Here is a 21,865-nt window from a genome sequence, read left to right as displayed (position 1 = left end):
ACCAGCCAAGAGAGCACCCCTGCCTATGCCCCGACAGAGCAACTCCTTCCACCTCACCGGCAACCTCACCGCCCCGTGCGAGCTCAAGCGCAGCTCCGGCGGCACCACCTACCTGCGCGGCCGCGTGGGCAACCACCGGCCGCTGAAGACCGACGACGGGTGGACCGACCAGACCTGGTTCTTCGACTTCGTGCTCTTCGGCCGCGACGCCGAGGAGTTCGACCGCCTGCAGCCCATCAAGGGCCAGGAGATCGTCCTCAGCGGCCTGCTGGAGACCCGCGACCGACCCGTCACCCGCGACGGCGACCTCGTCGCCGAGATCCCCGTGATCGAGCTGCGCGTGACCGCCTTCGTCGTCGGCCAGCCGCCCAACCCCAAGCGCCCCGCAACCGACGACACCGCCCCCGCCGCGACCGCCGCGCCCCCGGCCGCACCCACCGCGCCCGCGCCCACCGCGCCCGCGCCCGCGCCCGCCGCGCCCGCCGCGCCCGCGCCCGCGGTGCCCGCGCCCGCGGTGCCCGCGCCCGCGCCGGCCGTGATGCGGGTCAACATCGGCACCGCCGAGCAGCCCGAGGTCATCTCCCTCACCGCCCAGGACGGCCACCGCCACACCCTGCCCGACGGCCGCGAGCTCCTCGTCACCGCCGCCGCCGACGGCAGCCACACCGTCTCCTGGGCCCCCGCCGACCCGGCCCCCGCCACGACGGCGGCCAGCGCCCAGAGCGTCCCGTTCTAGCCCACCACCAACCAAGGGAGCACCACGATGCCCGCGTACACCGTCCGCCTCATCGCCGAGGGCGTCGGCACCAAGCCGCACGAGACCACCATCACCGCCGCCAACGCCAGCGGCGCGATCGCCCAGGCCCGCCTGGAGCACCCGACGCACACCGGCCTCGTCCAGGCCGTCAACGTCCGCAACGCCAACGACCGCCTCGTCACACGATGAGCTTCGGACAGGTCTACGACCACGCCTACCAGCTCATCGGCGCCTGCCCGATCGAGTCCGGGCACCTGCTCAAGCTCGCCGACAACGAGTGCCGCCACGGCCGCCTGCCCTACGACCGCAGCGCCCCCTGCGGCTGCTTCCCCGAAGAGGGAGCCACCATCCACGCCCTCCCCGCACCCGCCCAGCCGGCCGCCGACCCGGCCCGCAAGGCCGCCTGACCACCGGCCACAGCCCGGCGCGCGCACCCCGCCCGCGCCCACATCACACCGCACCCGAGGCCCCGGGAAGACACCACGTCTCCCCGGGGCCTTCCCGCGCCCGAAAGGAGCCCCACCGTGCGCAGCATCCTCACCACCCTGATCGCCGCGATCGCCCTCACCGCCACCCCCGCCCTCGCCCAGACCACCGACCCTCAGACGCCGACCCCCATCACCCAGGAACCCGCCCCGCCTGCCGACGCCCAGCCGGCCGAGCCGCAGCCGGCCGAGCCACAGCCGGCTGCGCCCGCCGACAGCCCCCCGCAGTGCTCCTACGCCGACTACGTTCCTCGCGAGGACAACGCCGAGCAACTGCGCACCGCGATGCTCTGCCTGGCCAACATCGCGCGCGGGCGGGTCTCCCACCCGCTCGTGACCCGCGACCAGCGCCTGGACCTCGCCGCCCAGCGCCACGCCAACGACATGGCCGAGCGGAAGTACTACGACCATCTCGCGCCCGCTCCCTCGCCCTACGGCGCCGAGCCCGCGCAGCGCGCGAGGGCGGCCGGCTACCCGCACTACGCCGCCGAGAACATCCACCAGCAGTTCACGCCGCGGCGCGTCGCGCTGGACTGGCTCAACAGCCGCGGGCACTGCGTCTTCCTGCTGACCGCATCGGTCACCGATATCGGCATCGGCGTCGAACACTCCACCGTCAAGTGGGTGCTGCTCGGCGGCTACGGCAGCAAGACCGCCAACAGCAGCGACATCGCCACGCTCTGCAAGGCCGGTGCCGGGCATCTGCTCGACGGTGTCAGCGACCCGGCGCCCCCGCAGCCGCCCCGCAGCTACCCCGAAGCGATCACGCCGAAGATCCCCAGCGCGCCGACCTGGACCACACCCGTCCGCCCGGCCCCCGCCGCGCGCCCGACCCCGCGGTTCACCGTCGCGCCGCGGATCCGCCCGGCCCGGCTGCGCCCCGGAGTGCGGCTGCGACTGCGCTGGAGCGCCGAGCACGCGCGCTCGGTCCAGTACCGCTGGCACCGCAGCACCGGCGACGGCTGGACCCCCATCCCCGGCGCGACCAAGGCCACCTACCGCCTGACGCGCTTCGACGCCGGCCGCCGCATCCAAGCGGCTGTCACCCTCATCGGCAGCGGCAAGCACACCCGCATGACCCCGCCGCTCCCCGTCCGCCGCTAACCGGCCGCCCGCCGTGCGCCACGCCAGCCTGGAGGGCCCGCGCAGCAGGGCGCGGTCCCTGCTCGTGGTCACGGTCGCGCGGCCATGCGCTGGTCCACGATCCGGCGCTCGACGTCGAGCTCGTCGCGGTAGTGGGCCTCGTCGCTGTGCCGGAACGCGTGGTCGGTGCCCCGCAGCACGCGGTGCAGAGCGTCGACGACCGCCGGGTCGAACTGGCGTCCGGCGTGGTCGCGCAGCTCCTTGAGCGCCTCGAGGCTGGAGCGCCGCGTCCGGTACGTCCCGGGTCCGGTCATCGCGTCGTAGGCCTCGGCCACGTGGACGATCCGCGAGGCGAGGGGGATCTCGTCCCCGACGAGCCGGTCGGGGTAGCCGCGCCCGTCGACCCGTTCGTGGTGGTGCAGGACGATCTCGCCGACCGGGCCGAACTCGGTCATCTCGCGCAGGAGCTCGTAGCCGACGCGGGGGTGCTCGCGGATGCCCCGCCAGTCCTCCGGCGAGGGCGAGGCGCCGTCGACCACCACGCGATCAGCGCTGGCGAACTGCCCGATGTCGTGGAGCAGGCCCGCGGTGTGCACGACGTCCTGGTCGTGCTCGGAGAGCCCGAGCTCTGCGGCGATGCGCCGGGAGAGCCGGGCGACCGCCGCGCTGTGGCGGGCGAGGTTCGGGTTCCGCGCGTCGAGCGTGCCCAGCAGCGCCGAGATGATGCCCCACGACAGGGCGGTCTTCGCCCGGGCCAGCGCCTCGGCCCGCAGCCGCTGGTCGTTCGCGCGCGCGACGAGCGACCCGCCGTGCAGCTGCAGGCCGGCCGCCACCGCGGCGATCGCGCCGCCGGCCCAACCGGCCTGCGCGATGAGGTACGCGAGGCCGATCGCGAAGCCGAAGTCGATGAGCACGGCCAGGCGCGCCGTCTGGAGCACCGAGGCGGTCTGGACACGGAACCGCTCGCCGGTCTCGGCCGACACGATGACCCCGAAGAGGAGCGGGCTGCTCGTCACGAAGACCGCACAGGCGGCGGCGAAGGCCGCTGCGCCGGCGCCCGTGTCGGCGGGACCTGCTCCCAGTGCCTCGAACGTCAGGCCCGCCAGGGCGATCGGCAACACGGTGACGGCGAGGTTCGTGGGCAGCGCCCACGCCCGGTAGCGCTCGACGACGTATCCGCCGACCACGCCGAGCAGCGCGATCGCCACCGCGCTGCGGGCGTCGAGCAGCGCGATCGGCGCGAGAAGCAGACCGCTTCCGGTGGACAGGTGCACGGCCGGCGCCATGCGCGGGACGAACGACTCCCCGATCGCGACCGCGACCGCGGCGACGAGCACCCATCCCAGTTGGGCAACGGGATCTCCGTCGAGCGCGACGACCGCGAGAACGCCCCCGAGAAGAACCGAGACAAGGGCCAAGACCCGGGAGAAGACGATGCGTCGCGGCAGGTCTGCCATCACGGCGCATTACACCGGCAACGTCCGAGTCGCGCCAGCCCGCGGGTCCGCGCGCCGACTCCCGCCGCCCCGCGCCGTCGCCGAACGACGCCGCGTAGACCGCAGCATCGCCGCCGCCCGTCGATCGGCTCATCAACCCATCCGCAACAGCGACCGGGACCAGGCCACCGCGGCCTGCCCTCAGCAGACACACCCCGACACCCCGGAGGACTCATCCATGCATACCGCCACCGACGCGCTCAAGCAGCGCGTCCTGCAGACGCTCACCGCGCCCCAGGTCGCCGCCGAGCTCGCCGACGCCAGCACCAGCGAGCAGCTGACGCGCGTCGGCCTGCAGGCGCTGGACCGCAACACGATCAGCGACACCCACGCCGCCCTCATCGGGCTGCTGGCCGGCATGGTCGCCGCCCGCACCGAACCCGAGCAGCGGGTGTACGCCACGGGCCTCACCGCCCTGCTGGACCGCCTCACGCCCCTGCGCGTGGAGGTCATCGACGTCGACCGTTTCGCCGCGATCGTCCAGCAGCATCAGATCCCCGCACCCTCCCTGCACGACCTCGAGCCCGCACAGGAGCTCGCGTCCGCGCTGCAGACCCTGGTGATGCACCAGGCCATCCTCAGCCCCGACGGCGCCTTCGTGGGGTTCGAGGGCGAGGACGACGAGGACGGCAGCTACGTGCGCATGACGCTCGCGCGCACCGGCGGCGCCGAGCTCAGCGGCGGATGGCAGAACGTCAAGACCGTCCTGGCCGACGCCACCGGCCCCACCGATGCCGCCCGCCTGCACGCCGCCGCCATCGCACTCGCGGGCGCGCTCAACGCCGCCCTCGCCCAGGCCGCCAGCTAGCCGCATCCCGGGCCCCGCCCGTCCGACCCGGGCCGCGCCGCCCGCGCGGCTGGCCCCCGGGCACCACCGCCCCGCGTCCCGCCCGCAACGACGCGGCGATCGCCGCCGCCCCGCGAACGCGCGCCCCGGGCGCTCCGTCAGCCCGCATCTCTGCACTGCACCTCTGCACCCGATCACCCGAAAGGACCGCTCATGCCCAACCAGACCAGGCGCGATGGCTAAGCCGCTCGTGCACGCGCGCTCCAGCGCCCGCCGCTTCCTGCCCGCCGCGCACCTGCCGCCCGAGCAGCTCGAGCAGGCCGCCGCGGAGATCCTGCCCGTCCACCAGCTGATGGACCGCAGCAAGGGCGCCACCGGCCACAACGGGCACCGCGCGCTGCTGCACCACGCCGACGCCGGGTTCCTGCTGGAGGCGATCTACGGCCACGAGCTCACCCTCAGCTGCGGCGCGCGACTCTCGGTCCGCGCGCTCGTCGAACAGCACCTCCAAGAGGACTTCCACGGCTGCATCCCGACCGCCAGCGACTACTGGCGCACGGCCCGCCGACAGACGTGGTGGTTCACCAACACCGCACGCGAAACGCTCGAGGCGCACAGCGATCGCACCCACCGCCGCTACGGCGGCCCCCGCACCGTGCACCAGCGCATCCACCGCCTCCTGGAGTACGGGGCCGTGACGCTGCCCCACGGCCTGCACCGAGCCCTGACCCACCACAGCTTCGGCGTGTGGCTGGTCGAGCAGGCCGTGGGGGAGACGCTGCCCAACGGCACGCCGACCCGCGCGGTGGCCGCAGACCACATCACCACCGACCTGGACCGACCTGACGTTCCGGACGCCGGCGAGTGGCTGGAACACCTGCCCCTGCTCGCCTGGATGAACGGCTCACGTCGGCACCGGCCGCCGTCCAACCGCCACCTGACCCCAACCCGCAAGGAGATCGCACGATGACCACCCCGATCACCACCCTCGCCGACCTGCTGCCGATCGCCGAGGCGGTCCGCCGCACCAGCGACCTCATCACCGCCCACGCCAAGGAGCTGCTCGGCGTGCAGGCCACGGACGCGCTCGCCGCCAGCGGACTCACCCAGGTCCTCATCGGCTGTCGCACCAGCCGATACGACGACGAAGGCCCCGAGTCCACGTCGGTGCTCGGCTACACCACCACCGACGGCCGCCACCACTACGACCGCGAGGACCCGGAGGCCTCCATCGGGCTGCCGCCCGGGCCCATCGCCGAGCTCATCGGGCAGTACCTCGCCGTCTTCGAGACGTTCGTCGACGAGGACACCGACGGGGACGACACGCAGGTGCTGATCCTGCCCGGCACCGTCCTGAGCGGCTGGTGGGACTGGCGCGACAGCGCCGCCGCGCCCGAGGAGATCCTCACGGACGGGCTCATCCCGGACATCCGCAGCGAGCCCGTGCACGCCGGCGAGCGCGCCCCCGCTACCGCCGCCCGGCGCACGGAGGGCCCGGTCACGCTCCAGCTCCTGGGCAGCGAGCAGTCCCGCACGCTCGTGACCACGGTGAACTGCGCGGTCAGCGCCACCAACCACGCCGCCGTCACGCAGCAGGTCCGCGACGCCCGCGTGCGAGCGATGGAGGAGTGGGACCTGCAGCCCGTCCCGGCCCTGACGCCCCAGGTGCTCGCCCCGCTGACCCAGCTGAGCGGGCGCGCGTGAGCGACGAGGCCCTCAACCAGCGCCACCGCGACCAGACGGTCCCGCGCCTCCAGCGGCGGGCGCGGCAGCTGACGCTGCGCGCCCTCTGCGACCCCGACCCGCAGCGCGCGCAGCGGCTGCTCGAGCAGGCCCGCGCGCTGCGCCAGGAGCACCACCTGCGCAACGACACCTACGCCGACCAGCCCCTGACCTTCCGTCACGGCCGGCGGCTGCTGCAGCTGCGCGACGGCGAGCTCTACGCGATCAGCGCCAGCGGACGCCTCGCGCCGCGGCCCGGGGACCATCCGGCGCTCTCGCACCTGCGCACGATGCTCCTGACCGCGCAGCGATGAAGCTGCTGACCACCGCGGCGCTGCCGACCCTGCGCGAACACCGCGCCCGCCACCCGCGCCTGGGCGACCACCTCGGACGGCTCATCACCCCGCGGCACTTCTCGCGCCTGCACGACACGCTGGCCGACGACTTCCCGATGGCCTGCGACAACGACGGATACCACGGCGTCGACCTGCCCCGGTACTTCCGCATGATCCACGCCATCGCCGGCCCGCCGCCGATGAGCACGCGCATCAACAGCGCCTGGCCCGGCCTCAGCACCGATCCGCTGCTGCTGGCCGCGCCCCCATCACCGGTCCTCGACGAACGCCTGCTGTGGATCACCGTCCCCGACGTCGTGCGCTGCGCCTGCGGCGCACCGACCCACTGCCGCAACCGCCCCACCCGCGACTGCGCACCCATCGGGGACGCCCACGCCACCCTGGAGCAGTTCGCGCTCATGCACGTGTTCCTGGCCTGGCTGCCGCTGGCCTTCGTCGCCCAGGACGGCAGCGAGCACGGCCTCATCCCCTGGGACGCGCCCGGCCTGCGCTGCCTGTTCATCGGCGGCTCCGACCGCTGGCGCTACTCGCCCGCCGCCGCCGACTTGGTCGCCCAGGCCAAACGCCGCGGCCTGCTCGTGCACTGGGGCCGCGCAAGCACCCAGCGCCAGCTGCGCTACGTCGCCTCGTTGGGCGTGGACTCCTTCGATTCAAGCCGCTTCAGCCGCTGGCGCGAGCTCCTGCTCCAGGACGGCCTGCGCATGGCCAGCGCCGGCCAGCAGCTGCGCCTCACCGCCTGACCCCGACCGCCACGACAGGAGGGCCGCACCATCGCCGCCCCGAAGCTCACCGTTGCGTCGGGCCTGCCCGACGCAACCCGTCACCTCATCGCCGCCCTGTGGCTGCACGAGCTCGACCAGGACCACACCGCCGCCCAACCACCCGACCCCACGGCCACCTACACGGCGGCCACCAGCAGCCCAGACCCCGCCCGGGGCCTGCAGCACGCCGCCCGCGCCTGCCTGGACACCTGGCCGGACCTCGAGGGACTGCTCGGCGGCCTGCACTTCGAGCAGGCCACCCCGCACACCGTCCGCGAGCTCACCCGGGCGGTCACCACCGCGACCCGGCTCCTGCGCACGGACCTCACCCGGATCCCCGACGCCTACCAAGCCCTGCGCCACCGCCACGACACCGCGCGCGCCGGCGCGTTCTTCACCCCGATCGACCTCGCCGAGCTGCTCGCCGAGATCAACGCCCCACAGCCCGGCGACTGGGTCGCCGACCTCGCCGGCTGCGGCGCCGGCACGCTGCTGCTCGCCGCCCTGCGCCGCACCCGCCGCGTCCACGGCCCCGACCTCGCCGCCTCGCTGACGCTGCTGGGCATCGACCTGGCCCCCACGGCCTGCGCGCTGGCGCGCGCCCAGCTGCTGCTGCACGGCGCCCACCCCGACCAGTTCCACATCGCCTGCGGCGACGGCCTGCACGACCGGCTCATCGGCCGCGACCGCGACAGCGGCCAGCTGCGCGAGATCGTCCCCGACCGCCACCTCGCCAACCCGCCGTTCGGCACCAAGGTCGCGACCCGCCCCGCGCGCGCCCCACAGGGCCTGGAGATCCCCCAACGGGTCCTCTACCGCCCGATCGCCGCGCGCACCCCGCACCCGGCCTGACCGCCCCACACCCACCACACCGACCGCGTCGCACCCCGGCACAGCCGCGGCCGCGACCCGGCCAGCAAGGAGAACCTCGCATGACCACCGACACCACCGACGAGACCCCCCGGGTCCTCTTCGCGGGCGCCAGCGGCTCCCGCGCCCTGAACCCCGGCACCAGCACGCTGCCCGCCCGCGTCAGCTGGAGCATCAGCCCGATCCTCACCGCCGAGTCACGCTACGCGCCGATCGGCCTGCACCAGATCTACCTGGACCTCAGCGACTGCCACGGCACCACCACCGTCCTGCAGGGCGCCCGCGCACTCACCGAGCGTGTGCGGCTGGGACACCTGGCCTTGGACCTCGTCCACACGGCCGAGCTCGACTCCACCGACCTCGCGCTGTGGAACCTGCCGATCTGCCAGCAGTTCGAGCAGCTGCGCCAGACCCGCGCGTCGATCGCCGACGTCACCCGCAACATCCGCGGCATCCGCGTCACCTTCAGCCACCCGCTCACCACCAAGGACGGGGACCGGTTCGTCTGGCACCTGGACGGCAGCGGCCAGCAGCTGCAGGCCAAGGTCGCGCTCGCCGCCGAGCAGCTCAACGCCTTCGCGACCGCCCTGCAGCAGGCCCACCGGGCCGTCACGGGGCACCTCGCCCAGCGCGTCACCGAGCTCGAGCAGGACCAGGCCGCCCGCACGACCGCCATCCAGGACGAGGTCCCGTTCTGATGGGCCGCGTCACCACGCTCATCGAGCAGCAGCAGCGGCTCTTCGGCGCCACGCCCCAGCAGATCGTCCGCGACGCGATCGCCGCCTACCCGACCACCGCTGGGCGCTATGCCCTGTTCAGCGGCGGCGAGGACTCCGTGACCCTCGCGCACTGGCTGTGGACCCACGACCTGCACGGCACCTACCTGCCGCCCGAGGACCCCGCCCACGACCCAGACCGCATCATCGACGGGCTGCTGCACGTCGACACCGGCACCGGCATCCGCAGCACCCGCCAGTTCGTCGTCGACTTCGCCGCCCGCTACCGCATGCCGCTGCACGTCCTGGTCGCGCCCGCCGGCGAGTACGAGCGCCTGCTGCTGCGCCTGGGCGGCTTCCCCGGCCCCGCCAAGCACGGCGAGGCCCAGACCCGCCTGAAGGCCCGCCAGTTCGACGCCTTCGTGCGCGACCGCAAACGCGACCAGCCCCCCGGCACCCGCGTGATGCTCTTCACCGGCAAACGCCGCGCCGAATCCGCCCGCCGCGCCCGCACCACCCAGGAGCTCGACGACAGCACCCCGGGCCGCGTCTTCGTCGCCCCGCTGATCGACTGGACCCGCGCCGACATGCGCGACTGGCGCACCGCCCACGACGTCCCGATCAGCGACAGCTCCGCGCTGCTGCACTCCTCCGGCGAGTGCCTGTGCGGGGCGATGAGCAAGCCCGACGAGCTCACCGACCTCGCCTGGGCCGCCCCCGACCGCCACCGCTGGATCCGCCGTCTGCAGACCTGGGCGGAGTGGCTGGGCCTGGACCGCGACCGCTGGGGCCAGCGGCTGCCCGGCGAACAGCCCGCCGACGCCGGCCCGCTGTGCGACGGCTGCCAGCAGCAAGCGCTCTTCCCGGACGGCCAGGCCGCCACCGGCTGCCCGACCCCACGGATGACCGCGCCGATCACCGTCATCGAGCACCAGGCCCGCCGGCCCAACACCCTCACCGCCCGCCTGCACGACCCCGGCAGCGACCCCGGACCGCTGGCGCTCATCGCCGGCGGGCTGCAGTGGGTGTCGATGACCGACACCCTCACGCTCGACGGCGAACCCGTCAGCGACCTGGGCGACCACAGCACCGAGGTGCTCCTCACCGACGGCCGGATCATGGCCGTCGACTCGGGCTTTGCCTACCTGCGCTCCCACCCCGGCCCCGCCACGACCCCGCTGCAACGGATGCTGGCCGAGCACGGGGGAGAGGAGCACACCAGCTGGGAGATCACCGTCCACGACCCCGACCGCCAGCGCCGCGACCGCCGCGGCCACCACATCGACCCCGACTACCGCCTCTGCGCCTACGCGCTGCAGCACGGCACCAGCCCCCAGACCGCGCGCGGCGTCACCCGCCTGACCAGCACCGACGGCTTCTGGCGCCTGAACCGCGCCTGGCAGGTCCGCGGGCACCTCATGCTCGACGACACCATCGCCGGCATCCGCACCGACGTCGAGCACCACGACGGCACCCCGGCCGGCCGCGCCTGGTGGATCCCCGGCCTGGGCCCCGCCCACGCCATCCTCATCCTCCACGCCACCGCCGCCGCCGCCTTCGAGCGCGACCTCGCCCAGCACGGGCACACCGTCACGCACACCCAGGTCGCCGGACGCGACCACGACCCGCTCGCCTACCTCGAGCACCTGCGCGGCATGCGCACCCCGCACCCCGCGACCACCACCCCCTGACCGAAAGGACCACCCGGTGTCCCTGCTCCCCAACGGACCGCCCGCCTACACCGACCTCGCCGACTTCCTCGCCGAAGGCGGCGCCGTCGTCGGCGGCGCGATGGCGATCGCCGCCGCCGCCGGCCTGGCCGCGGCCGCCATCGCCCGCGACCTCGGCCACACCGACATCGACCAATGGGCCTGGGCCAACAAGTCCGCCGCCTACGGTGCCGTGTTCGGCCTGACCGTCGTGGGCACCCGCCTGCTCGGCGTAGACTGACCCACAGCATGCGCAAGCTCACAGGCACCATCGCCGCCGCCCTCCTGGCCCTCGCCGCGAGCCTGACCCTGCACCTGCTCAACGCCGGTGACACCGTCACCTACCTGGCCCTGGCCCTCGTCGCCGCCCTCGGACTGCCGCTGATCACCGCGCTCACCAGCGACATCAGCACCAGCCCCCGCCGCGACACCCCCGCAGCCACCCGCCACTAACCCCACCGGGCCGGCGCGTCCGGCTCCGGCCAGCGCCCACCAGGCGACCCCGCCAGCCCGGGGACGCGCACCATCACCGGTCGCGCACACCGCCGACCGCCGCGCCCCCGCGCCCGCCACACACACGCGGGCGCGTCGCGCGCCCGCGTCCGCGCCCGCGTCCGGGTTCGCCGACCCGGCGGACCCGGCGCCGGTGCCCCCATCTGCCCAGCTCGACACACCACAGGAGCACGCCCATGCCCGACCACGACGTCACCGTCATCACCCTGCAGCTCGCGGCCGCGCCCGACGGCCCGGCCGACGGCCCCGCCAGCGTCCTTGGCCGCCTGCACCACCATCACCAGCAGATCGGGTCGATCACGCGCGCCGCCGAACTGCTCGTGCGCCGCGGCGCCGCCGTCAGCATCCACCAGCAGACCCTCAACGCCGTCGTCCCCGACGCGGCGACCATCGACCAGGCCATGCAGCTGGCCCAGACCGTCAAGGCGCTGGCCCCCGACACCCCGGTCGAGGTCACCCAGTGGTCGGCCGGCAACGCCGTGCACTCCGTGCAGATCACCGACGTCCCCCCCGCCGCTGCTGAGCCCCGCCACCATCCGGCGCCTGCTGCTGGACCTCGACGACCCCACCGGCACCTGGGCACGCGAGGCCCGCACCGACGACCTCGACCTGCTGGCCCGCCACGCCGCCGAGCAGCCCCAGCTCACCGCCGCCCTGCAGCAGGCCCTCAAGACCGCCCTGCAGCAGCTGCGCCCCTGAGCACCCCCAGGTCGCGGCCGGCCGGTCCGTCACCGCCCGCCGCCACAACACCACCACCTCACCCGACCGCCAGAAAGGCCGCATGACCCTCATCGACCCCATCCCCGCCCAGCGCACCATCGGCGTGCAGCTGGCCGCCAGCAGCAGCGACTTCCCGACCCAGACCCACGGCCTGCTGTGCGAGATCAAGGAGGACGGCTTCCGCGTGCGCGCCGTCCTGGACGACCACCACCGCGTCCAGATCCTGCTCGGCCGCGAGCTCACCGACCGCACCGGCCAGCTGCCCTACCTCGAGCAGACCCTCAAGGCCCTGCTGCCCCCCAACACCGTCCTGGACGGCGAGCTCACCGACCCCGCCTGCGGCTTCGCCGGCGTCAGCGCCGTCATGGGCAGCCGCCTGACGCACATGCCCGACCCCGGCGGCGAGCTGCACCTCGTCGTCTTCGACGTCCTGGCGTGGGCCGCAACCCCGCTGCACGACCACCCCCAGAGCGTCCGCAGCCACCACGTCGACACGCTCCCGCAGGCCCCGACCCTGCGCCGCGTGCGGCGCCTGCCGCCGACCCGCGCCGCCTACGAGCAGGCGATCGCCGCGGGGGAGGAGGGCGTGGTCCTCAAGCACCCCGACCACCCCTACCGCGCCACGCGCAACGCGTGGGTCAAGGTCAAGCCCACCAGCACCCACGACGCCGTCGTCCTGGACATCCTGCACGGCAGCGGCCGCAACACCGGCCGCCCCCAGACCCTCGTGGTCGACCTCCTGGACCCCAGCGGCGCCCCGAGCGGCCGCACGATCCGTGCCAGCGGCCTGAGCGACCAGGAGAAGGACCTCGCCCACAGCTGGATCGGCCAGGTCGTGGAGATCCAGAGCAACGGCACCACCAGCACCGGTCTGCCGCGCCATCCGCGCTTCCTGCGCCTGCGCAGCGACCGCTCCGCCCGGCCGTCCTCGCCGCGCACCAGCACCCCGACCGCACCTGCGGCCACCGGCGCCTGGGTGCGCAACTACGCCGCCTGCGGCACCGCCAAGCTCGCCCGCATCCTCGCCGAGCTCGAGGCGGGGGAGGGGGACGCCGTGGACCGCATCCACAGCAAGGGCGGCGACCTGCAGCTCAACCTCCAGCGCGCCCGCGAGGCCGCCCGCGCCAAGGGCCTGCTCTAGCCCCACACCCACCAGCTGCCCGGGTCCCGACCAGCGGACCCGGGCACACCCCGCGACCCGAAAGGCGACAGCCGCCATGACCCAGACGCACACCATCCGCACGGTGCTGGACCTCAGCACCGGCCACCTCACCGAGCAGACCCGCACCCTGCTGAGGCGCGCGCAGAGCCGCCAGGGGTTCGGCCTGCGAACCGTCCCGCACCAGCACGGCGCGATCGCGTTCCTCAGCGAGGACCTCGCCCAGGATCTCGAGCACGTCCCCGTCGACCTCGCGCGCACCGTCACGCTCGCCCACCAGCACAGCGCCCTGCTGATCAACTTCGACGCCGACGCGCCCACCCACCCGGACCTCCCCGTCCACGACTGACCAAGCGCGCACCAACCCGCCCGCCCGACGCGGCCGGCCGGCCGGCCGCGCCCCGCGCGACAGACCTTCAGCGGCACACCGCCGCACAGCCCCGCCAACCCGCCAAAGGGAGGCTTCACCATGCCCGACCTGCTCATCGCCATCACCGACCCGGCCCTGCAGTCGTTCGCGTGCGACAACCTCACCGCCGACGGCTACCGGGTCACGACCCCGGACCCCGACAGCGACCGCGACACCTTCCAGCAGCACCTCGCCGAGCACGCCGAGACCTTCGCCGGCGTCGTCGCCGACGGCGACCTGCTCGTCGGCCCCGCCCTCGCCCAGCTCGCCCCGCGCGTCCCGATCCTGGGGCTGGCCCCCAGCACCGACGAGCTCGCCATCGTGCGCCTGTTCCAGCAGGGCGCCCAGGACGTGCTGCGCACCCCCTTCGCCTACCAGGAGCTCTACTGGCGCGTGCGCCGCCTCACCGGCCCCAAGACCCGCGTCTCGCGCATCGAGGCCGAAGGCCTGACCGTCGGCCTGGACGAGCGCCGCGCCTACATCAACGACCGCAGCCTCGAGCTCACCGCGATCGAGTTCAAGCTGCTGGCGGTCCTGGCCACCGCCCCGACCCGCTGCTTCCCCAAGGACGAGCTCCTGCGCACCGTCTGGAGCGCCCGCAGCCTCGGCTACAGCCGCACGCTGGACTCCCACGCCTGCCGCCTGCGCCGCAAGCTCACCGACGCCGACCCGTCCCGCATCTGGATGCAGAACGTCTGGGGCGTCGGCTACCGCCTGATGCTCCCGGTCCAGGAGCCCGAGGCCACCAGCGTGCGCGAGGCGATCGCATGACCAGCCCCGCGCTGCGCCCCACGCTGCTGATCTGCTGCCTGGGCGGCTTCCTCGCGCTCGGGCTCCTGGACCTCGCCAACGGCCAGACCCGCACCGGCATGGCCGCCGTGGCGCTCTTCCTGGCCAACCTGCTGCTCCTCACCTGACCCGCCCCCCGGGGCCCGCGGCCGCCACGCGGCGGCCGCGCATCGCAGCACCCAGCATCGACCCCGACCGGGAGACCACTCCATGCCGACCGCCACCGTGCGCAGCGACCGCAACCGGCCGCTGCGCACCGAAGCCGACCTCGTCCGCGAGCTGCAGGAGGGCACCTACACCCTCCAGGAGCTCTACGCCCTGTGCGAACGCCACTGCGACGTGGCCCGCGACGACGGACACGCCCCACCGACCCCCAGCACCCCAGCGACACCCGCTGGAAGCGCCGCGTCCGCGGCGTCCTGCAGCACCTCAAGGCCACCGGCCGCGCCGACCGCCTGGCCCCCGGCGCCTGGGCCCTGCGCGGCAGCCGCCACCGGCCCGAACAGCTGCTGCTGATCTGCCAGCACTCCGGCACCCGCGTCGAGCTGCACCTCGCCGACGCCCACGACCTGCTGGACACCCTCACCGACGTCGACCTCATCTGCGCCGACCCCCCGTACGCGCTGGCCCGCGACACCACCGCCGCCACCAGCGCCTACAACCGCGACGCCAGCCGCGTCGTCGGCGGCTACGTCGAGATCCCGCCCGAGGACTACCTCGCCTTCACCGAGCACTGGATCCAGGCCGCCGCCCGCGCCCTGCGCCCCGGCGGCCAGCTGGCCACGATCACCGGCCCGTCGATCACGCACCGCGTCCACACGGCCGCCGAAGACGCCGGCCTGACGTTCGTCAGCAAGATCGCCGTCTACCGGCCCTTCGCGGTCTACAGCACCAGGCGCCCCGCGTTCGCCCACTACGACCTGCTCATCCTCTGCCGCGGCCCGCAGCAGCAGCCCGCGCGCGTCTGGAACCCGCCGCCGCAGTCCCCCCGCGGCCGCACCGGCCACCTCTACGCGCAGGACTGGTGGCCCGACATCGCGCTCGAGCACCGCCCCGGACAGCTGCGCTACGACAACAGCCTCCCGCTCGGTCTCGTGCGCCGCATCGTGCGGTGCCTCACCCGCGACCCGCAGCCCGACCAGCCCCGCGACACCGTCACCGACCCGTTCCTGGGCGGCGGCACCAGCGCCATCGCCGCGTTCCTGGAAGGCCGCCACTTCATCGGCGCCGACCGCAACCCCAACGCCCTGCGCTTCACCGCCGCGCGCCTGCGCACCGAGCACCTGCTCCCCGCGCTGCGCCAGCCCCGCCTGTTCACCCCCTGACCCACCGCAAAGGGAGCACACCGCATGAGCACCACCGACGCCCACGCCCACGTCCTCGTTCCCGCCCCCGACCCGCACCACCCCGCCACCGCGCACATCCTGCCCGCCAGCGGCCTCATCACCCTCACCGACCCCCACGACAGCCCGATGCTGCTCGTCGACTACGAGGGCGACCGGTACGCCACCACCCCCGGCCGCTGGGCCGACCGCATCGCGCGCGCCCACGGCCGCCAGCGCGAGCGCTACCCCACCGTCGCGCGACAGCTCATCCCCGCCCACCTGCTCCTGCAGGTCGGCCGCTACGACCCGCTGGAGGGCACCGTCACGCTCACCGTCGACCCGCACGACCCCGCCCTGACCCAGTGGCTCGGCCACTCGCCGACCCCCGAGGACCTCCAGGCCACCGGCGCGCGCTTCCAGCAGCGCGCGGAGCTGCGCGCCGCCCTCGCCAACCCCCAGATCCCCCGGCAGGCCGTCCGCGAGATGGCCCGCCGCTGGGGCCACCCGGATCTCGCATGAGCGCCGCGCCACCTGCCGGGCGCTGCCCCGCCTGCCAGCAGCCCATCCGGACGGTCACCGACACCCGCGGCCCGCGCGTCCTGGACGCCACCAGCAGCCGGCACGGCACACGCTGCCCCGCCAACGGCCTGTACCCCGACAGCATCCCCGCCGGACAGGCGCTGCTGCTCGACACGCCACGCGGCCCGCTGCCCGTCCGCGTCCACCACACCCACACCCCCCAACGCCCCCAGATCAGCACCCGCTGCCTGATCACCGGCACCGCCCACACCCTCCCCGGCGGCGGCCGGCACACCGGCGAGCTCCTGGCCCCAGCGCGCCTCACCGCGCGCACCGGCCTGCCCGCCGACCTGGACCCGCTCAGCCGCCACCCCGCCGCGGCCGCGACCACCGTCCTGCTCGCCGCGGGGATCCCGACCCCCGACCGCGCCCTCGGGCAGCTCCTGGCCCGCCAGCGGCTGATGCACCCCGACCTCGTGCGCCCGGACGCCCCGTGGACCTGGCAGCAGCAGATCACCGAGCCCTGGGCCCAGCGCGCCGACCAGCACCCCACCGCCACCGACCCGTTCGAGCTCTTCTGGGCGATCTACCAGGCCCGCCTGCACCAGCTCGCCGACCGCTACACCGGGCCGCGCCGCACCGCCGCCCACAGCCGCACCCCCGACCGGTGGCTCACCGCCCTGGGACTCCGCGACCCGGCGCTGCGCCGCGCCCTGCGCAGCGCCTACGTCCACGCCCACCAGCAGCTCCCGCGCGCCCTGGAGGCCTGGCACCGCCTCGGCATCACCGACCCCGGCCCCGACCCCGAACCCACCCAGCTGGCCCTCGCCTGACCACGGCCCGCTCCGTCAGCGCCCCCACGCACCTTCACCACCACACGGCCACGGTCGCGCCCGCCGACAGCGCGGGCCGGCCCGGGCCCACACCGAAAGGCACCGACCCGATGAACACCACCAGCACCGCGACCGCGCGACTGGACCTCGAGCGCGACCGCCTGGTCGACGACCTGCGCGCCACCCATCACGACTCCATCGCCGACGAGGTCCTGCAGCTCACCGCGCCCGGACCGACCGCCGCGGCAGCCCTGCACGCCCTCCATGCCCGCATCGCCCACCAGCTCAGCGCCCACCACAAGCACCGGCTCGGCCGCCTGGCCCGCTCCTGCGCCCACACTCCCGAGGCCCCGGAGCCCCGGGAGATCGCGCCGCTGGAGTTCTTCGCGGGCAGCGACGCCCAGCGGCGCGCCCTGCACACCCAGCGCGACGCCTACGAGGCGCTCGCGCGTCGCCTGGCCGGCCGCGGCCGCCGCCTGATCGTCGCCTGCGGGGTGGACCCCGAGATGGACCAGCTGCTGCGCGACGGCCTGCTCACCGACCCGCCGCGCGCCGTGCTGCTGCGCGGCGCCGCCCACGGCTGCCACGCCAACGCCGCCTTCCTGGTGCAGGCCGGCCGCGCCCACACGCTCGCGACCGGCTGGGCGCTCAGCGACGACGGCCTCTGGCGCCAGCACAGCTGGGCGCTGGACCGCGACGGGCTGATCATCGAGACCACCGAGCCGCGCCAGCAGTACTTCGGCGTTGAGCTCACCGGCCCGGCGCTGCAGCAGTTCGTCGAGCGCGAGACCGACCTGCGCGACGCCCCCGACTTCCCCGACGTCCCGACCCACGAGACCTACCTGGTGCGCAGCAGCACCGGGACGCGGCTGTGGTGGGCCACCAGCCCCACCGACGCCCGCGAGCAGCACGAGCACGCCGAGCCGGCCGCCGACGTCCTGGACGTCCGCGGCCCCGAGGACCGCGCCACGCGCACCGTCGCGCTCAGCGACGAGACGCTCAACGACGCGCTGGCGTTCCTGGCGACCCGCCACGAGACCTCGCTGCGCGCCCTCGCCGACGCCCTGAGCCCCAGCGCGCGATGAGCGCCCGCACCGCCCACCACCCGCCGCTGGGGCCGCGCACCGCCACCCGCAGGGCGGCGCGCCCGCCGGTCGTCGACGCGAGCCCGCCGCCGTTGCTGCTGGCCACCCCGACCGGCCAGCTGCAGATCCCCGGCATCACCGCGCCCGGCGCCGCCTACCAGGCCGCCAACCACACCGCCCGCAACCCCGGCAGCCAGCCGCTGGTGTCGCTGGAGCTCAGCACCCGCGCGGAGACCAACGCCGCTCTGCAGGCCGGGCACGCGCTCGGTCCCTGCACCCGGCCGTTCGGGGTCCGGTGGCTGCGCCTGAGCGTCATGGGCGCCCCCGTCGGCTACACGGTGCTGGCCTCCACGGTCAGCGCCAGCGTCGACAAGGCCACCGGCCTGCACCGCCGCAACGTCGTCGAGCTCGCGCGCCTCTACAGCACCGACCCGGCATGGACCCGGGTCCTGCTGCGCGCCACGCGCGAGATCGCCCCCGAGATCTGGGCCAACCCCGGATACGGCGGCAACGCCCAGTGGCCGATCCAGGCGCTCATCGCCTACAGCCTGCCGACCCCAGGAGCCGGCGGGCAGATCTACCGCACCGACGGCTTCCAGAAGCTGCGCGACTGCGCGCCCTGGAGCGGCACCGGCACCTGGTCGACCTCCAAGCCGCAGATCAGCGGCCCGTACGCCGCGCACGGCCTCACCAAGGGCCTGTGGGTCCACCGCTACCCGACGCCCTGACCCGCACCCCCCGCCATCGCCCGCCCCCGCCACACGCCGCGGGGGAGGGGCACCCACCCACGCACAACGGAGCACACCGATGATCACCACCACCACCGGCTACGAGGCCCAGGCCGACAACACCATCTACGACCACCGCACCGACGAGGACAGCGCGCCGCTGCCCGCCGGGATGGCCCCGGCGCTCGCGGCCGCGCTCAACGGCGCCCACGCCGCACACCACTCGCTCGCCGCCCTCTCCCCGGACCCGTCGATCGACGCCGCCCGGCAGCTCTGCCGCGACCTCTACCACGCGCTCTGCGCCCGGGCCGCTCTCCCGCCCGACCCGACCAGCCGCGACATCCTCCAGGCCGCCCTGGCCGCCCTCCCCGCAACGGTCAAGCTCGGCCACGTCCACTACGACGACGGTCTCACCGACGAGCAGATCCGGCAGCTGCTCAGGAGCGACCCCGACGTCTGGGACAGCGTCGCCGAGTTCGAGCTCGACACCCGCGAGCACGGCCTGCACACCCTGCTCGAGTCGCTGATCCCCGACGAGCGCCACCGCGACACGCTCCAGGACGACGACGGCGCCCACGAGGACCTGCGCGAGGCGATCTTCGACCGCGACACCTTCGACGTCCTGGGCGAGCTGGCCGCCCAGACCGGCCGGCGGATGTTCCGCTTCGCCCTCCCGCGCGCGCCCGAGCACATCGAGTCGCACCTCAGCGCCACCCCCGCGCAGCTGCGCCGCAGCGCCAACCGGCTCGCCAAGGCCGCCGGCATCAACGCGACCACCAACCACGAGCGCCTGCACGAGCTGCTGACCGAGGCCAGCTACGGCGGCGAGCTCGTCGTGCTCTGCCACGCCGACACCAAGGAGATCGTCGACGCGATCGCCGCCCAGCAGACCGTCACCTTCACCGACCCCTACCTGCTCATCTACGACCGCTACAACGGCAGCGGCCACGACGTCCCGATCACCGGCACCGTGACCGTCGCCCTGACCACCGACACGGTCGAGCTCGACGCCGGGCGCATGTCCTGGTCCGACGACATCGCCGGCGTCGTCCACAGCGCCTACGCCACCCCCTACACGATCACCGACACCCCGTGATCAACATCACCCCGCCGGCAGGCCCCAGCGACCTGCAGCGCTACCTCGTCCAGATCCAGGACGGCGCCCACGCCCACATCCTGGACCGCGCAACCCAGCAGCACAGCCGCCAGCTCGGGATCGCCGACGCCCTGCACGCCATGAACCTCCTCGAGCTCGCCTGGCGCGCCCACGCGGCCAGCGAGGACCTGCACGCCCACACCGACCGCTGCGAGGCCCTCGCCGACCACGCCCGCCGCGAGCACCACCACCAGCGCCACCGCGTGGGCCTTCCCACCTGACCGCCACCACGCGCACCGACAGGCCGCCGTGACCGCCCTGCTGCTGGAGCAGCGCGCCGTGGCGATCAACCCGCGACAGGGCCTCATCGCCGGCCGCCGCCTCCGCACCGCCGCACGCGAGCTGCCCGCCGACGCCCTGCTTGCCTGCTACCAGCAGCGCCTGGAACGAGACCCCTGGGCCCTCTACGAGGTCCGCAGGATCTGGTACCCCGCCCGCGGCGACCGCGCCCGCCCCCTCGTCGCCCGCAGCGTCACCGCCCGCCAGACCGGGCCCCAGAAGGAGCTGAGCGCGGCGCTGGCCACGCACGGCAACGTCGAGCACCAGGACGAGATACCGCGCGTCTGGCTGCAACGCCGCGCCCCGGGCGGCGGGCCCGGCCGCGAGCACTTCCTCACCGTGGCGCTCGCCGGCGCCACCGACAAGGAGCCCGCCCACGTCCAGCAGCTCTGGACCACGAGCACCCCGACCGACTCGCAACTGCCCTTGCCCCCCCACCCTGACCGAAGGAGACCGATGACCGACCCGACCGACCGCACGAACACCTACGACCGCTTCGAGGACTTCGCCGTGCCCCTGGCCGAGCGCGGGCTCGACACCAGCGTCCTGAACCCGGCCGCCCGCGACTGGGTCGTGGCCCAGTGGCCGCACGGCGCCTACAACCCCGCGCAGGACTGCGACAGCCACGGGCGCACCTGGGAGCAAGGGGGAGGCCCGACGATGGACCGCATCGCCTACACGCTCCTGGGCCTCGGCGCCTGCGCCCCCGACGCCGACCTCCCGCCCGCCGCCACACACCTGCTGCTGGCCATCCTCTCCACGCCCGACACCCCCGACTCACCGGTCGCCGAACGCCTGCAGCGCCTGGCGCTCTTGGCCCAGACCGCGCAGGGTCTGGCCGAGAGCACCGAGGACCTCGAGCAGGCCGGCTACATCCCGGTGCTCGCGCGCCTGAGCGACGACCACGGCTACCAGGACCTCCTCCTCGGATGGGCCGCGACCCATCCCGACGACCAGGCGGCCCACACCGCCGCGCACCGCGCCGCGCGACCCGCCCGCAACGCCGGCTGCCAGCTCTCCCTCACCCGCCTGCGCGACGGCGCCTGCTGGGAACTCGACATCCCCCCGCACGAACTCCCGAACGACTGACGCCCGTCGCACCCGTCGTCAGGCCCCTGCGGGCACGCCACCGGGCCCCCGACCCCGCCCACCGCGGCGGGCTCGGGGGCCCCGGGGCGCCCCGGGCCGGACGCGCCCCCGGACCCCTTTTTTGCCCCGGTTGAGGCGGCATCTCGGCTGCACGTGCGGCTGTGTGTCATCGGTGGGCGCCAGCATCGGTCGCATGCCCCACAGCGCCATCCCTGACGACCCGTTCGAGCTCGTCCGTGGCCTCATGCACGGCGACCGCGCAACGCTCAAGCTCGGCTACACCGCCGCCAGCGCCGCCCTCGCCGCGACCTCCCTGCACCACCTCAGCGCCGAGGCCCAAGCACACGTCACCGCCCACGCCCACGGCTACGCCGCCGGGCTGCGCGACGAGCCCGCACCCGACCCCACCAACACCCACAGCGTCGCCGGCCACGCCCACGGTCTCGCCGCCCGCGAGCGCGCCCCGCTCCCCAACCCCAGCCGATGAACGCGCCGTCCCGCAAACGCGCAGCCACCGCA

29 protein-coding genes are annotated in these 21,865 nt (G+C 74.7%); 28 read left to right on the top strand and 1 reads right to left on the bottom strand.

The window, feature by feature from the left end:
- The first annotated feature begins 25 nt into the window (after positions 1 to 25).
- The 4 genes from GKE82_RS23550 to GKE82_RS23535 all read left to right on the top strand — a co-directional run bounded on the left by GKE82_RS23550 (position 26) and on the right by GKE82_RS23535 (position 2,346).
- Entirely contained in the window at positions 26 to 736 is a 711-nt protein-coding gene (locus GKE82_RS23550) for a single-stranded DNA-binding protein (RefSeq protein ID WP_154735385.1), read from the top strand.
- Positions 737 to 763: 27 nt separating this feature from the next.
- Positions 764 to 946 (top strand): hypothetical protein, encoded by a 183-nt coding sequence (locus GKE82_RS23545; protein ID WP_154735384.1) that lies wholly within the window; start codon positions 764 to 766, stop codon positions 944 to 946.
- Entirely contained in the window at positions 943 to 1,164 is a 222-nt protein-coding gene (locus tag GKE82_RS23540) for a hypothetical protein (protein WP_154735383.1), read from the top strand. The genes GKE82_RS23545 and GKE82_RS23540 overlap by 4 nt, the downstream gene beginning before the upstream one ends.
- Positions 1,165 to 1,281: 117 nt before the next feature.
- Positions 1,282 to 2,346, top strand: coding sequence for a CAP domain-containing protein (locus GKE82_RS23535; RefSeq protein WP_154735382.1), 1,065 nt, complete (start codon positions 1,282 to 1,284; stop codon positions 2,344 to 2,346).
- Between the two features lie 68 nt (positions 2,347 to 2,414).
- Here the strand turns inward: GKE82_RS23535 and GKE82_RS23530 are convergent, their stop codons facing one another.
- The gene (locus tag GKE82_RS23530) at positions 2,415 to 3,782 is read right to left on the bottom strand and encodes an HD-GYP domain-containing protein (protein WP_154735381.1); all 1,368 of its coding nucleotides are present in this window, start codon (positions 3,780 to 3,782) and stop codon (positions 2,415 to 2,417) included.
- A gap of 217 nt (positions 3,783 to 3,999) precedes the next feature.
- On the opposite strand from GKE82_RS23530, the gene GKE82_RS23525 reads away from it, so the two are divergent.
- The 24 genes from GKE82_RS23525 to GKE82_RS23410 all read left to right on the top strand — a co-directional run bounded on the left by GKE82_RS23525 (position 4,000) and on the right by GKE82_RS23410 (position 21,833).
- Positions 4,000 to 4,629 carry a hypothetical protein gene (locus GKE82_RS23525; RefSeq protein WP_154735380.1) on the top strand — a complete coding sequence of 210 codons (630 nt, stop codon included), beginning with the start codon at positions 4,000 to 4,002 and terminating at the stop codon, positions 4,627 to 4,629.
- 214 nt (positions 4,630 to 4,843) lie between these two features.
- Positions 4,844 to 5,578: a DUF6915 family protein gene (locus tag GKE82_RS23520; protein ID WP_154735379.1), complete on the top strand. Its 735-nt coding sequence runs from the start codon at positions 4,844 to 4,846 to the stop codon at positions 5,576 to 5,578.
- The gene (locus GKE82_RS23515) at positions 5,575 to 6,312 is read left to right on the top strand and encodes a hypothetical protein (protein WP_154735378.1); all 738 of its coding nucleotides are present in this window, start codon (positions 5,575 to 5,577) and stop codon (positions 6,310 to 6,312) included. Before GKE82_RS23520 ends, GKE82_RS23515 begins: the two co-directional genes overlap by 4 nt.
- Positions 6,309 to 6,644 carry a hypothetical protein gene (locus tag GKE82_RS23510; RefSeq protein WP_154735377.1) on the top strand — a complete coding sequence of 112 codons (336 nt, stop codon included), beginning with the start codon at positions 6,309 to 6,311 and terminating at the stop codon, positions 6,642 to 6,644. The genes GKE82_RS23515 and GKE82_RS23510 overlap by 4 nt, the downstream gene beginning before the upstream one ends.
- Positions 6,641 to 7,426 carry a hypothetical protein gene (locus GKE82_RS23505; protein ID WP_154735376.1) on the top strand — a complete coding sequence of 262 codons (786 nt, stop codon included), beginning with the start codon at positions 6,641 to 6,643 and terminating at the stop codon, positions 7,424 to 7,426. Before GKE82_RS23510 ends, GKE82_RS23505 begins: the two co-directional genes overlap by 4 nt.
- 30 nt (positions 7,427 to 7,456) lie before the next feature.
- Positions 7,457 to 8,299, top strand: a complete 843-nt coding sequence (locus GKE82_RS31705; RefSeq protein ID WP_375337059.1) for a class I SAM-dependent DNA methyltransferase — start codon at positions 7,457 to 7,459, stop codon at positions 8,297 to 8,299.
- An 80-nt stretch (positions 8,300 to 8,379) separates the two neighbouring features.
- Positions 8,380 to 9,015, top strand: coding sequence for a hypothetical protein (locus GKE82_RS23495; RefSeq protein WP_154735375.1), 636 nt, complete (start codon positions 8,380 to 8,382; stop codon positions 9,013 to 9,015).
- Entirely contained in the window at positions 9,015 to 10,724 is a 1,710-nt protein-coding gene (locus GKE82_RS23490; RefSeq protein WP_154735374.1) for a phosphoadenosine phosphosulfate reductase family protein, read from the top strand. Before GKE82_RS23495 ends, GKE82_RS23490 begins: the two co-directional genes overlap by 1 nt.
- Positions 10,725 to 10,740: 16 nt before the next feature.
- Positions 10,741 to 10,983: a hypothetical protein gene (locus GKE82_RS23485; protein ID WP_154735373.1), complete on the top strand. Its 243-nt coding sequence runs from the start codon at positions 10,741 to 10,743 to the stop codon at positions 10,981 to 10,983.
- Positions 10,984 to 10,991: 8 nt separating this feature from the next.
- A complete protein-coding gene (locus GKE82_RS23480) occupies positions 10,992 to 11,195 on the top strand; it encodes a hypothetical protein (RefSeq protein ID WP_154735372.1) in 204 nt (67 codons plus the stop codon).
- Positions 11,196 to 11,431: 236 nt separating this feature from the next.
- Complete coding sequence (locus GKE82_RS23475; RefSeq protein WP_154735371.1) at positions 11,432 to 12,040, top strand: hypothetical protein; 609 nt, start codon at positions 11,432 to 11,434, stop codon at positions 12,038 to 12,040.
- Positions 12,037 to 13,116: an ATP-dependent DNA ligase gene (locus GKE82_RS23470; protein ID WP_154735370.1), complete on the top strand. Its 1,080-nt coding sequence runs from the start codon at positions 12,037 to 12,039 to the stop codon at positions 13,114 to 13,116. The genes GKE82_RS23475 and GKE82_RS23470 overlap by 4 nt, the downstream gene beginning before the upstream one ends.
- 76 nt (positions 13,117 to 13,192) lie before the next feature.
- The gene (locus GKE82_RS23465; protein WP_154735369.1) at positions 13,193 to 13,483 is read left to right on the top strand and encodes a hypothetical protein; all 291 of its coding nucleotides are present in this window, start codon (positions 13,193 to 13,195) and stop codon (positions 13,481 to 13,483) included.
- A 120-nt stretch (positions 13,484 to 13,603) separates the two neighbouring features.
- Positions 13,604 to 14,314 (top strand): response regulator transcription factor, encoded by a 711-nt coding sequence (locus GKE82_RS23460; RefSeq protein ID WP_154735368.1) that lies wholly within the window; start codon positions 13,604 to 13,606, stop codon positions 14,312 to 14,314.
- Entirely contained in the window at positions 14,311 to 14,460 is a 150-nt protein-coding gene (locus GKE82_RS23455) for a hypothetical protein (protein ID WP_154735367.1), read from the top strand. Before GKE82_RS23460 ends, GKE82_RS23455 begins: the two co-directional genes overlap by 4 nt.
- Positions 14,461 to 14,652: 192 nt before the next feature.
- Entirely contained in the window at positions 14,653 to 15,657 is a 1,005-nt protein-coding gene (locus tag GKE82_RS23450; protein WP_154735366.1) for a site-specific DNA-methyltransferase, read from the top strand.
- Between the two features lie 24 nt (positions 15,658 to 15,681).
- On the top strand, positions 15,682 to 16,176 hold the full coding sequence (locus GKE82_RS23445) for a hypothetical protein (RefSeq protein ID WP_154735365.1): 495 nt from the start codon (positions 15,682 to 15,684) through the stop codon (positions 16,174 to 16,176).
- The gene (locus tag GKE82_RS23440; RefSeq protein ID WP_154735364.1) at positions 16,173 to 17,009 is read left to right on the top strand and encodes a hypothetical protein; all 837 of its coding nucleotides are present in this window, start codon (positions 16,173 to 16,175) and stop codon (positions 17,007 to 17,009) included. The genes GKE82_RS23445 and GKE82_RS23440 overlap by 4 nt, the downstream gene beginning before the upstream one ends.
- Before the next feature lie 110 nt (positions 17,010 to 17,119).
- Positions 17,120 to 18,094, top strand: coding sequence for a hypothetical protein (locus tag GKE82_RS23435; protein WP_154735363.1), 975 nt, complete (start codon positions 17,120 to 17,122; stop codon positions 18,092 to 18,094).
- A complete protein-coding gene (locus tag GKE82_RS23430; protein ID WP_154735362.1) occupies positions 18,091 to 18,822 on the top strand; it encodes a hypothetical protein in 732 nt (243 codons plus the stop codon). The genes GKE82_RS23435 and GKE82_RS23430 overlap by 4 nt, the downstream gene beginning before the upstream one ends.
- A gap of 79 nt (positions 18,823 to 18,901) precedes the next feature.
- Entirely contained in the window at positions 18,902 to 19,918 is a 1,017-nt protein-coding gene (locus GKE82_RS23425) for a hypothetical protein (RefSeq protein ID WP_154735361.1), read from the top strand.
- Complete coding sequence (locus GKE82_RS23420) at positions 19,915 to 20,199, top strand: hypothetical protein (protein WP_154735360.1); 285 nt, start codon at positions 19,915 to 19,917, stop codon at positions 20,197 to 20,199. Before GKE82_RS23425 ends, GKE82_RS23420 begins: the two co-directional genes overlap by 4 nt.
- A gap of 28 nt (positions 20,200 to 20,227) precedes the next feature.
- Positions 20,228 to 21,346, top strand: coding sequence for a hypothetical protein (locus tag GKE82_RS23415; protein ID WP_154735359.1), 1,119 nt, complete (start codon positions 20,228 to 20,230; stop codon positions 21,344 to 21,346).
- A gap of 193 nt (positions 21,347 to 21,539) precedes the next feature.
- A complete protein-coding gene (locus GKE82_RS23410; RefSeq protein ID WP_154735358.1) occupies positions 21,540 to 21,833 on the top strand; it encodes a hypothetical protein in 294 nt (97 codons plus the stop codon).
- The last annotated feature ends 32 nt before the right edge of the window (positions 21,834 to 21,865 follow it).

This window comes from Conexibacter sp. W3-3-2, from assembly GCF_009707605.1.
Taxonomy (GTDB): domain Bacteria; phylum Actinomycetota; class Thermoleophilia; order Solirubrobacterales; family Solirubrobacteraceae; genus Paraconexibacter; species Paraconexibacter algicola.
This window is presented reverse-complemented; position numbering and strand designations above follow the sequence as displayed.

Bases quoted from the DNA above. Each gene is read 5' to 3' on its own strand.
- GKE82_RS23550 (WP_154735385.1), top strand. From the start codon at position 26: ATGCCCCGACAGAGCAACTCCTTCCACCTCACCGGCAACCTCACCGCC.
- GKE82_RS23545 (WP_154735384.1), top strand. From the start codon at position 764: ATGCCCGCGTACACCGTCCGCCTCATCGCCGAGGGCGTCGGCACCAAG.
- GKE82_RS23540 (WP_154735383.1), top strand. From the start codon at position 943: ATGAGCTTCGGACAGGTCTACGACCACGCCTACCAGCTCATCGGCGCC.
- GKE82_RS23530 (WP_154735381.1), bottom strand. From the start codon at position 3,782: ATGGCAGACCTGCCGCGACGCATCGTCTTCTCCCGGGTCTTGGCCCTT.
- GKE82_RS23525 (WP_154735380.1), top strand. From the start codon at position 4,000: ATGCATACCGCCACCGACGCGCTCAAGCAGCGCGTCCTGCAGACGCTC.
- GKE82_RS23520 (WP_154735379.1), top strand. From the start codon at position 4,844: ATGGCTAAGCCGCTCGTGCACGCGCGCTCCAGCGCCCGCCGCTTCCTG.
- GKE82_RS23515 (WP_154735378.1), top strand. From the start codon at position 5,575: ATGACCACCCCGATCACCACCCTCGCCGACCTGCTGCCGATCGCCGAG.
- GKE82_RS23505 (WP_154735376.1), top strand. From the start codon at position 6,641: ATGAAGCTGCTGACCACCGCGGCGCTGCCGACCCTGCGCGAACACCGC.
- GKE82_RS23495 (WP_154735375.1), top strand. From the start codon at position 8,380: ATGACCACCGACACCACCGACGAGACCCCCCGGGTCCTCTTCGCGGGC.
- GKE82_RS23490 (WP_154735374.1), top strand. From the start codon at position 9,015: ATGGGCCGCGTCACCACGCTCATCGAGCAGCAGCAGCGGCTCTTCGGC.
- GKE82_RS23480 (WP_154735372.1), top strand. From the start codon at position 10,992: ATGCGCAAGCTCACAGGCACCATCGCCGCCGCCCTCCTGGCCCTCGCC.
- GKE82_RS23475 (WP_154735371.1), top strand. From the start codon at position 11,432: ATGCCCGACCACGACGTCACCGTCATCACCCTGCAGCTCGCGGCCGCG.
- GKE82_RS23470 (WP_154735370.1), top strand. From the start codon at position 12,037: ATGACCCTCATCGACCCCATCCCCGCCCAGCGCACCATCGGCGTGCAG.
- GKE82_RS23465 (WP_154735369.1), top strand. From the start codon at position 13,193: ATGACCCAGACGCACACCATCCGCACGGTGCTGGACCTCAGCACCGGC.
- GKE82_RS23460 (WP_154735368.1), top strand. From the start codon at position 13,604: ATGCCCGACCTGCTCATCGCCATCACCGACCCGGCCCTGCAGTCGTTC.
- GKE82_RS23455 (WP_154735367.1), top strand. From the start codon at position 14,311: ATGACCAGCCCCGCGCTGCGCCCCACGCTGCTGATCTGCTGCCTGGGC.
- GKE82_RS23445 (WP_154735365.1), top strand. From the start codon at position 15,682: ATGAGCACCACCGACGCCCACGCCCACGTCCTCGTTCCCGCCCCCGAC.
- GKE82_RS23440 (WP_154735364.1), top strand. From the start codon at position 16,173: ATGAGCGCCGCGCCACCTGCCGGGCGCTGCCCCGCCTGCCAGCAGCCC.
- GKE82_RS23435 (WP_154735363.1), top strand. From the start codon at position 17,120: ATGAACACCACCAGCACCGCGACCGCGCGACTGGACCTCGAGCGCGAC.
- GKE82_RS23430 (WP_154735362.1), top strand. From the start codon at position 18,091: ATGAGCGCCCGCACCGCCCACCACCCGCCGCTGGGGCCGCGCACCGCC.
- GKE82_RS23425 (WP_154735361.1), top strand. From the start codon at position 18,902: ATGATCACCACCACCACCGGCTACGAGGCCCAGGCCGACAACACCATC.
- GKE82_RS23410 (WP_154735358.1), top strand. From the start codon at position 21,540: ATGCCCCACAGCGCCATCCCTGACGACCCGTTCGAGCTCGTCCGTGGC.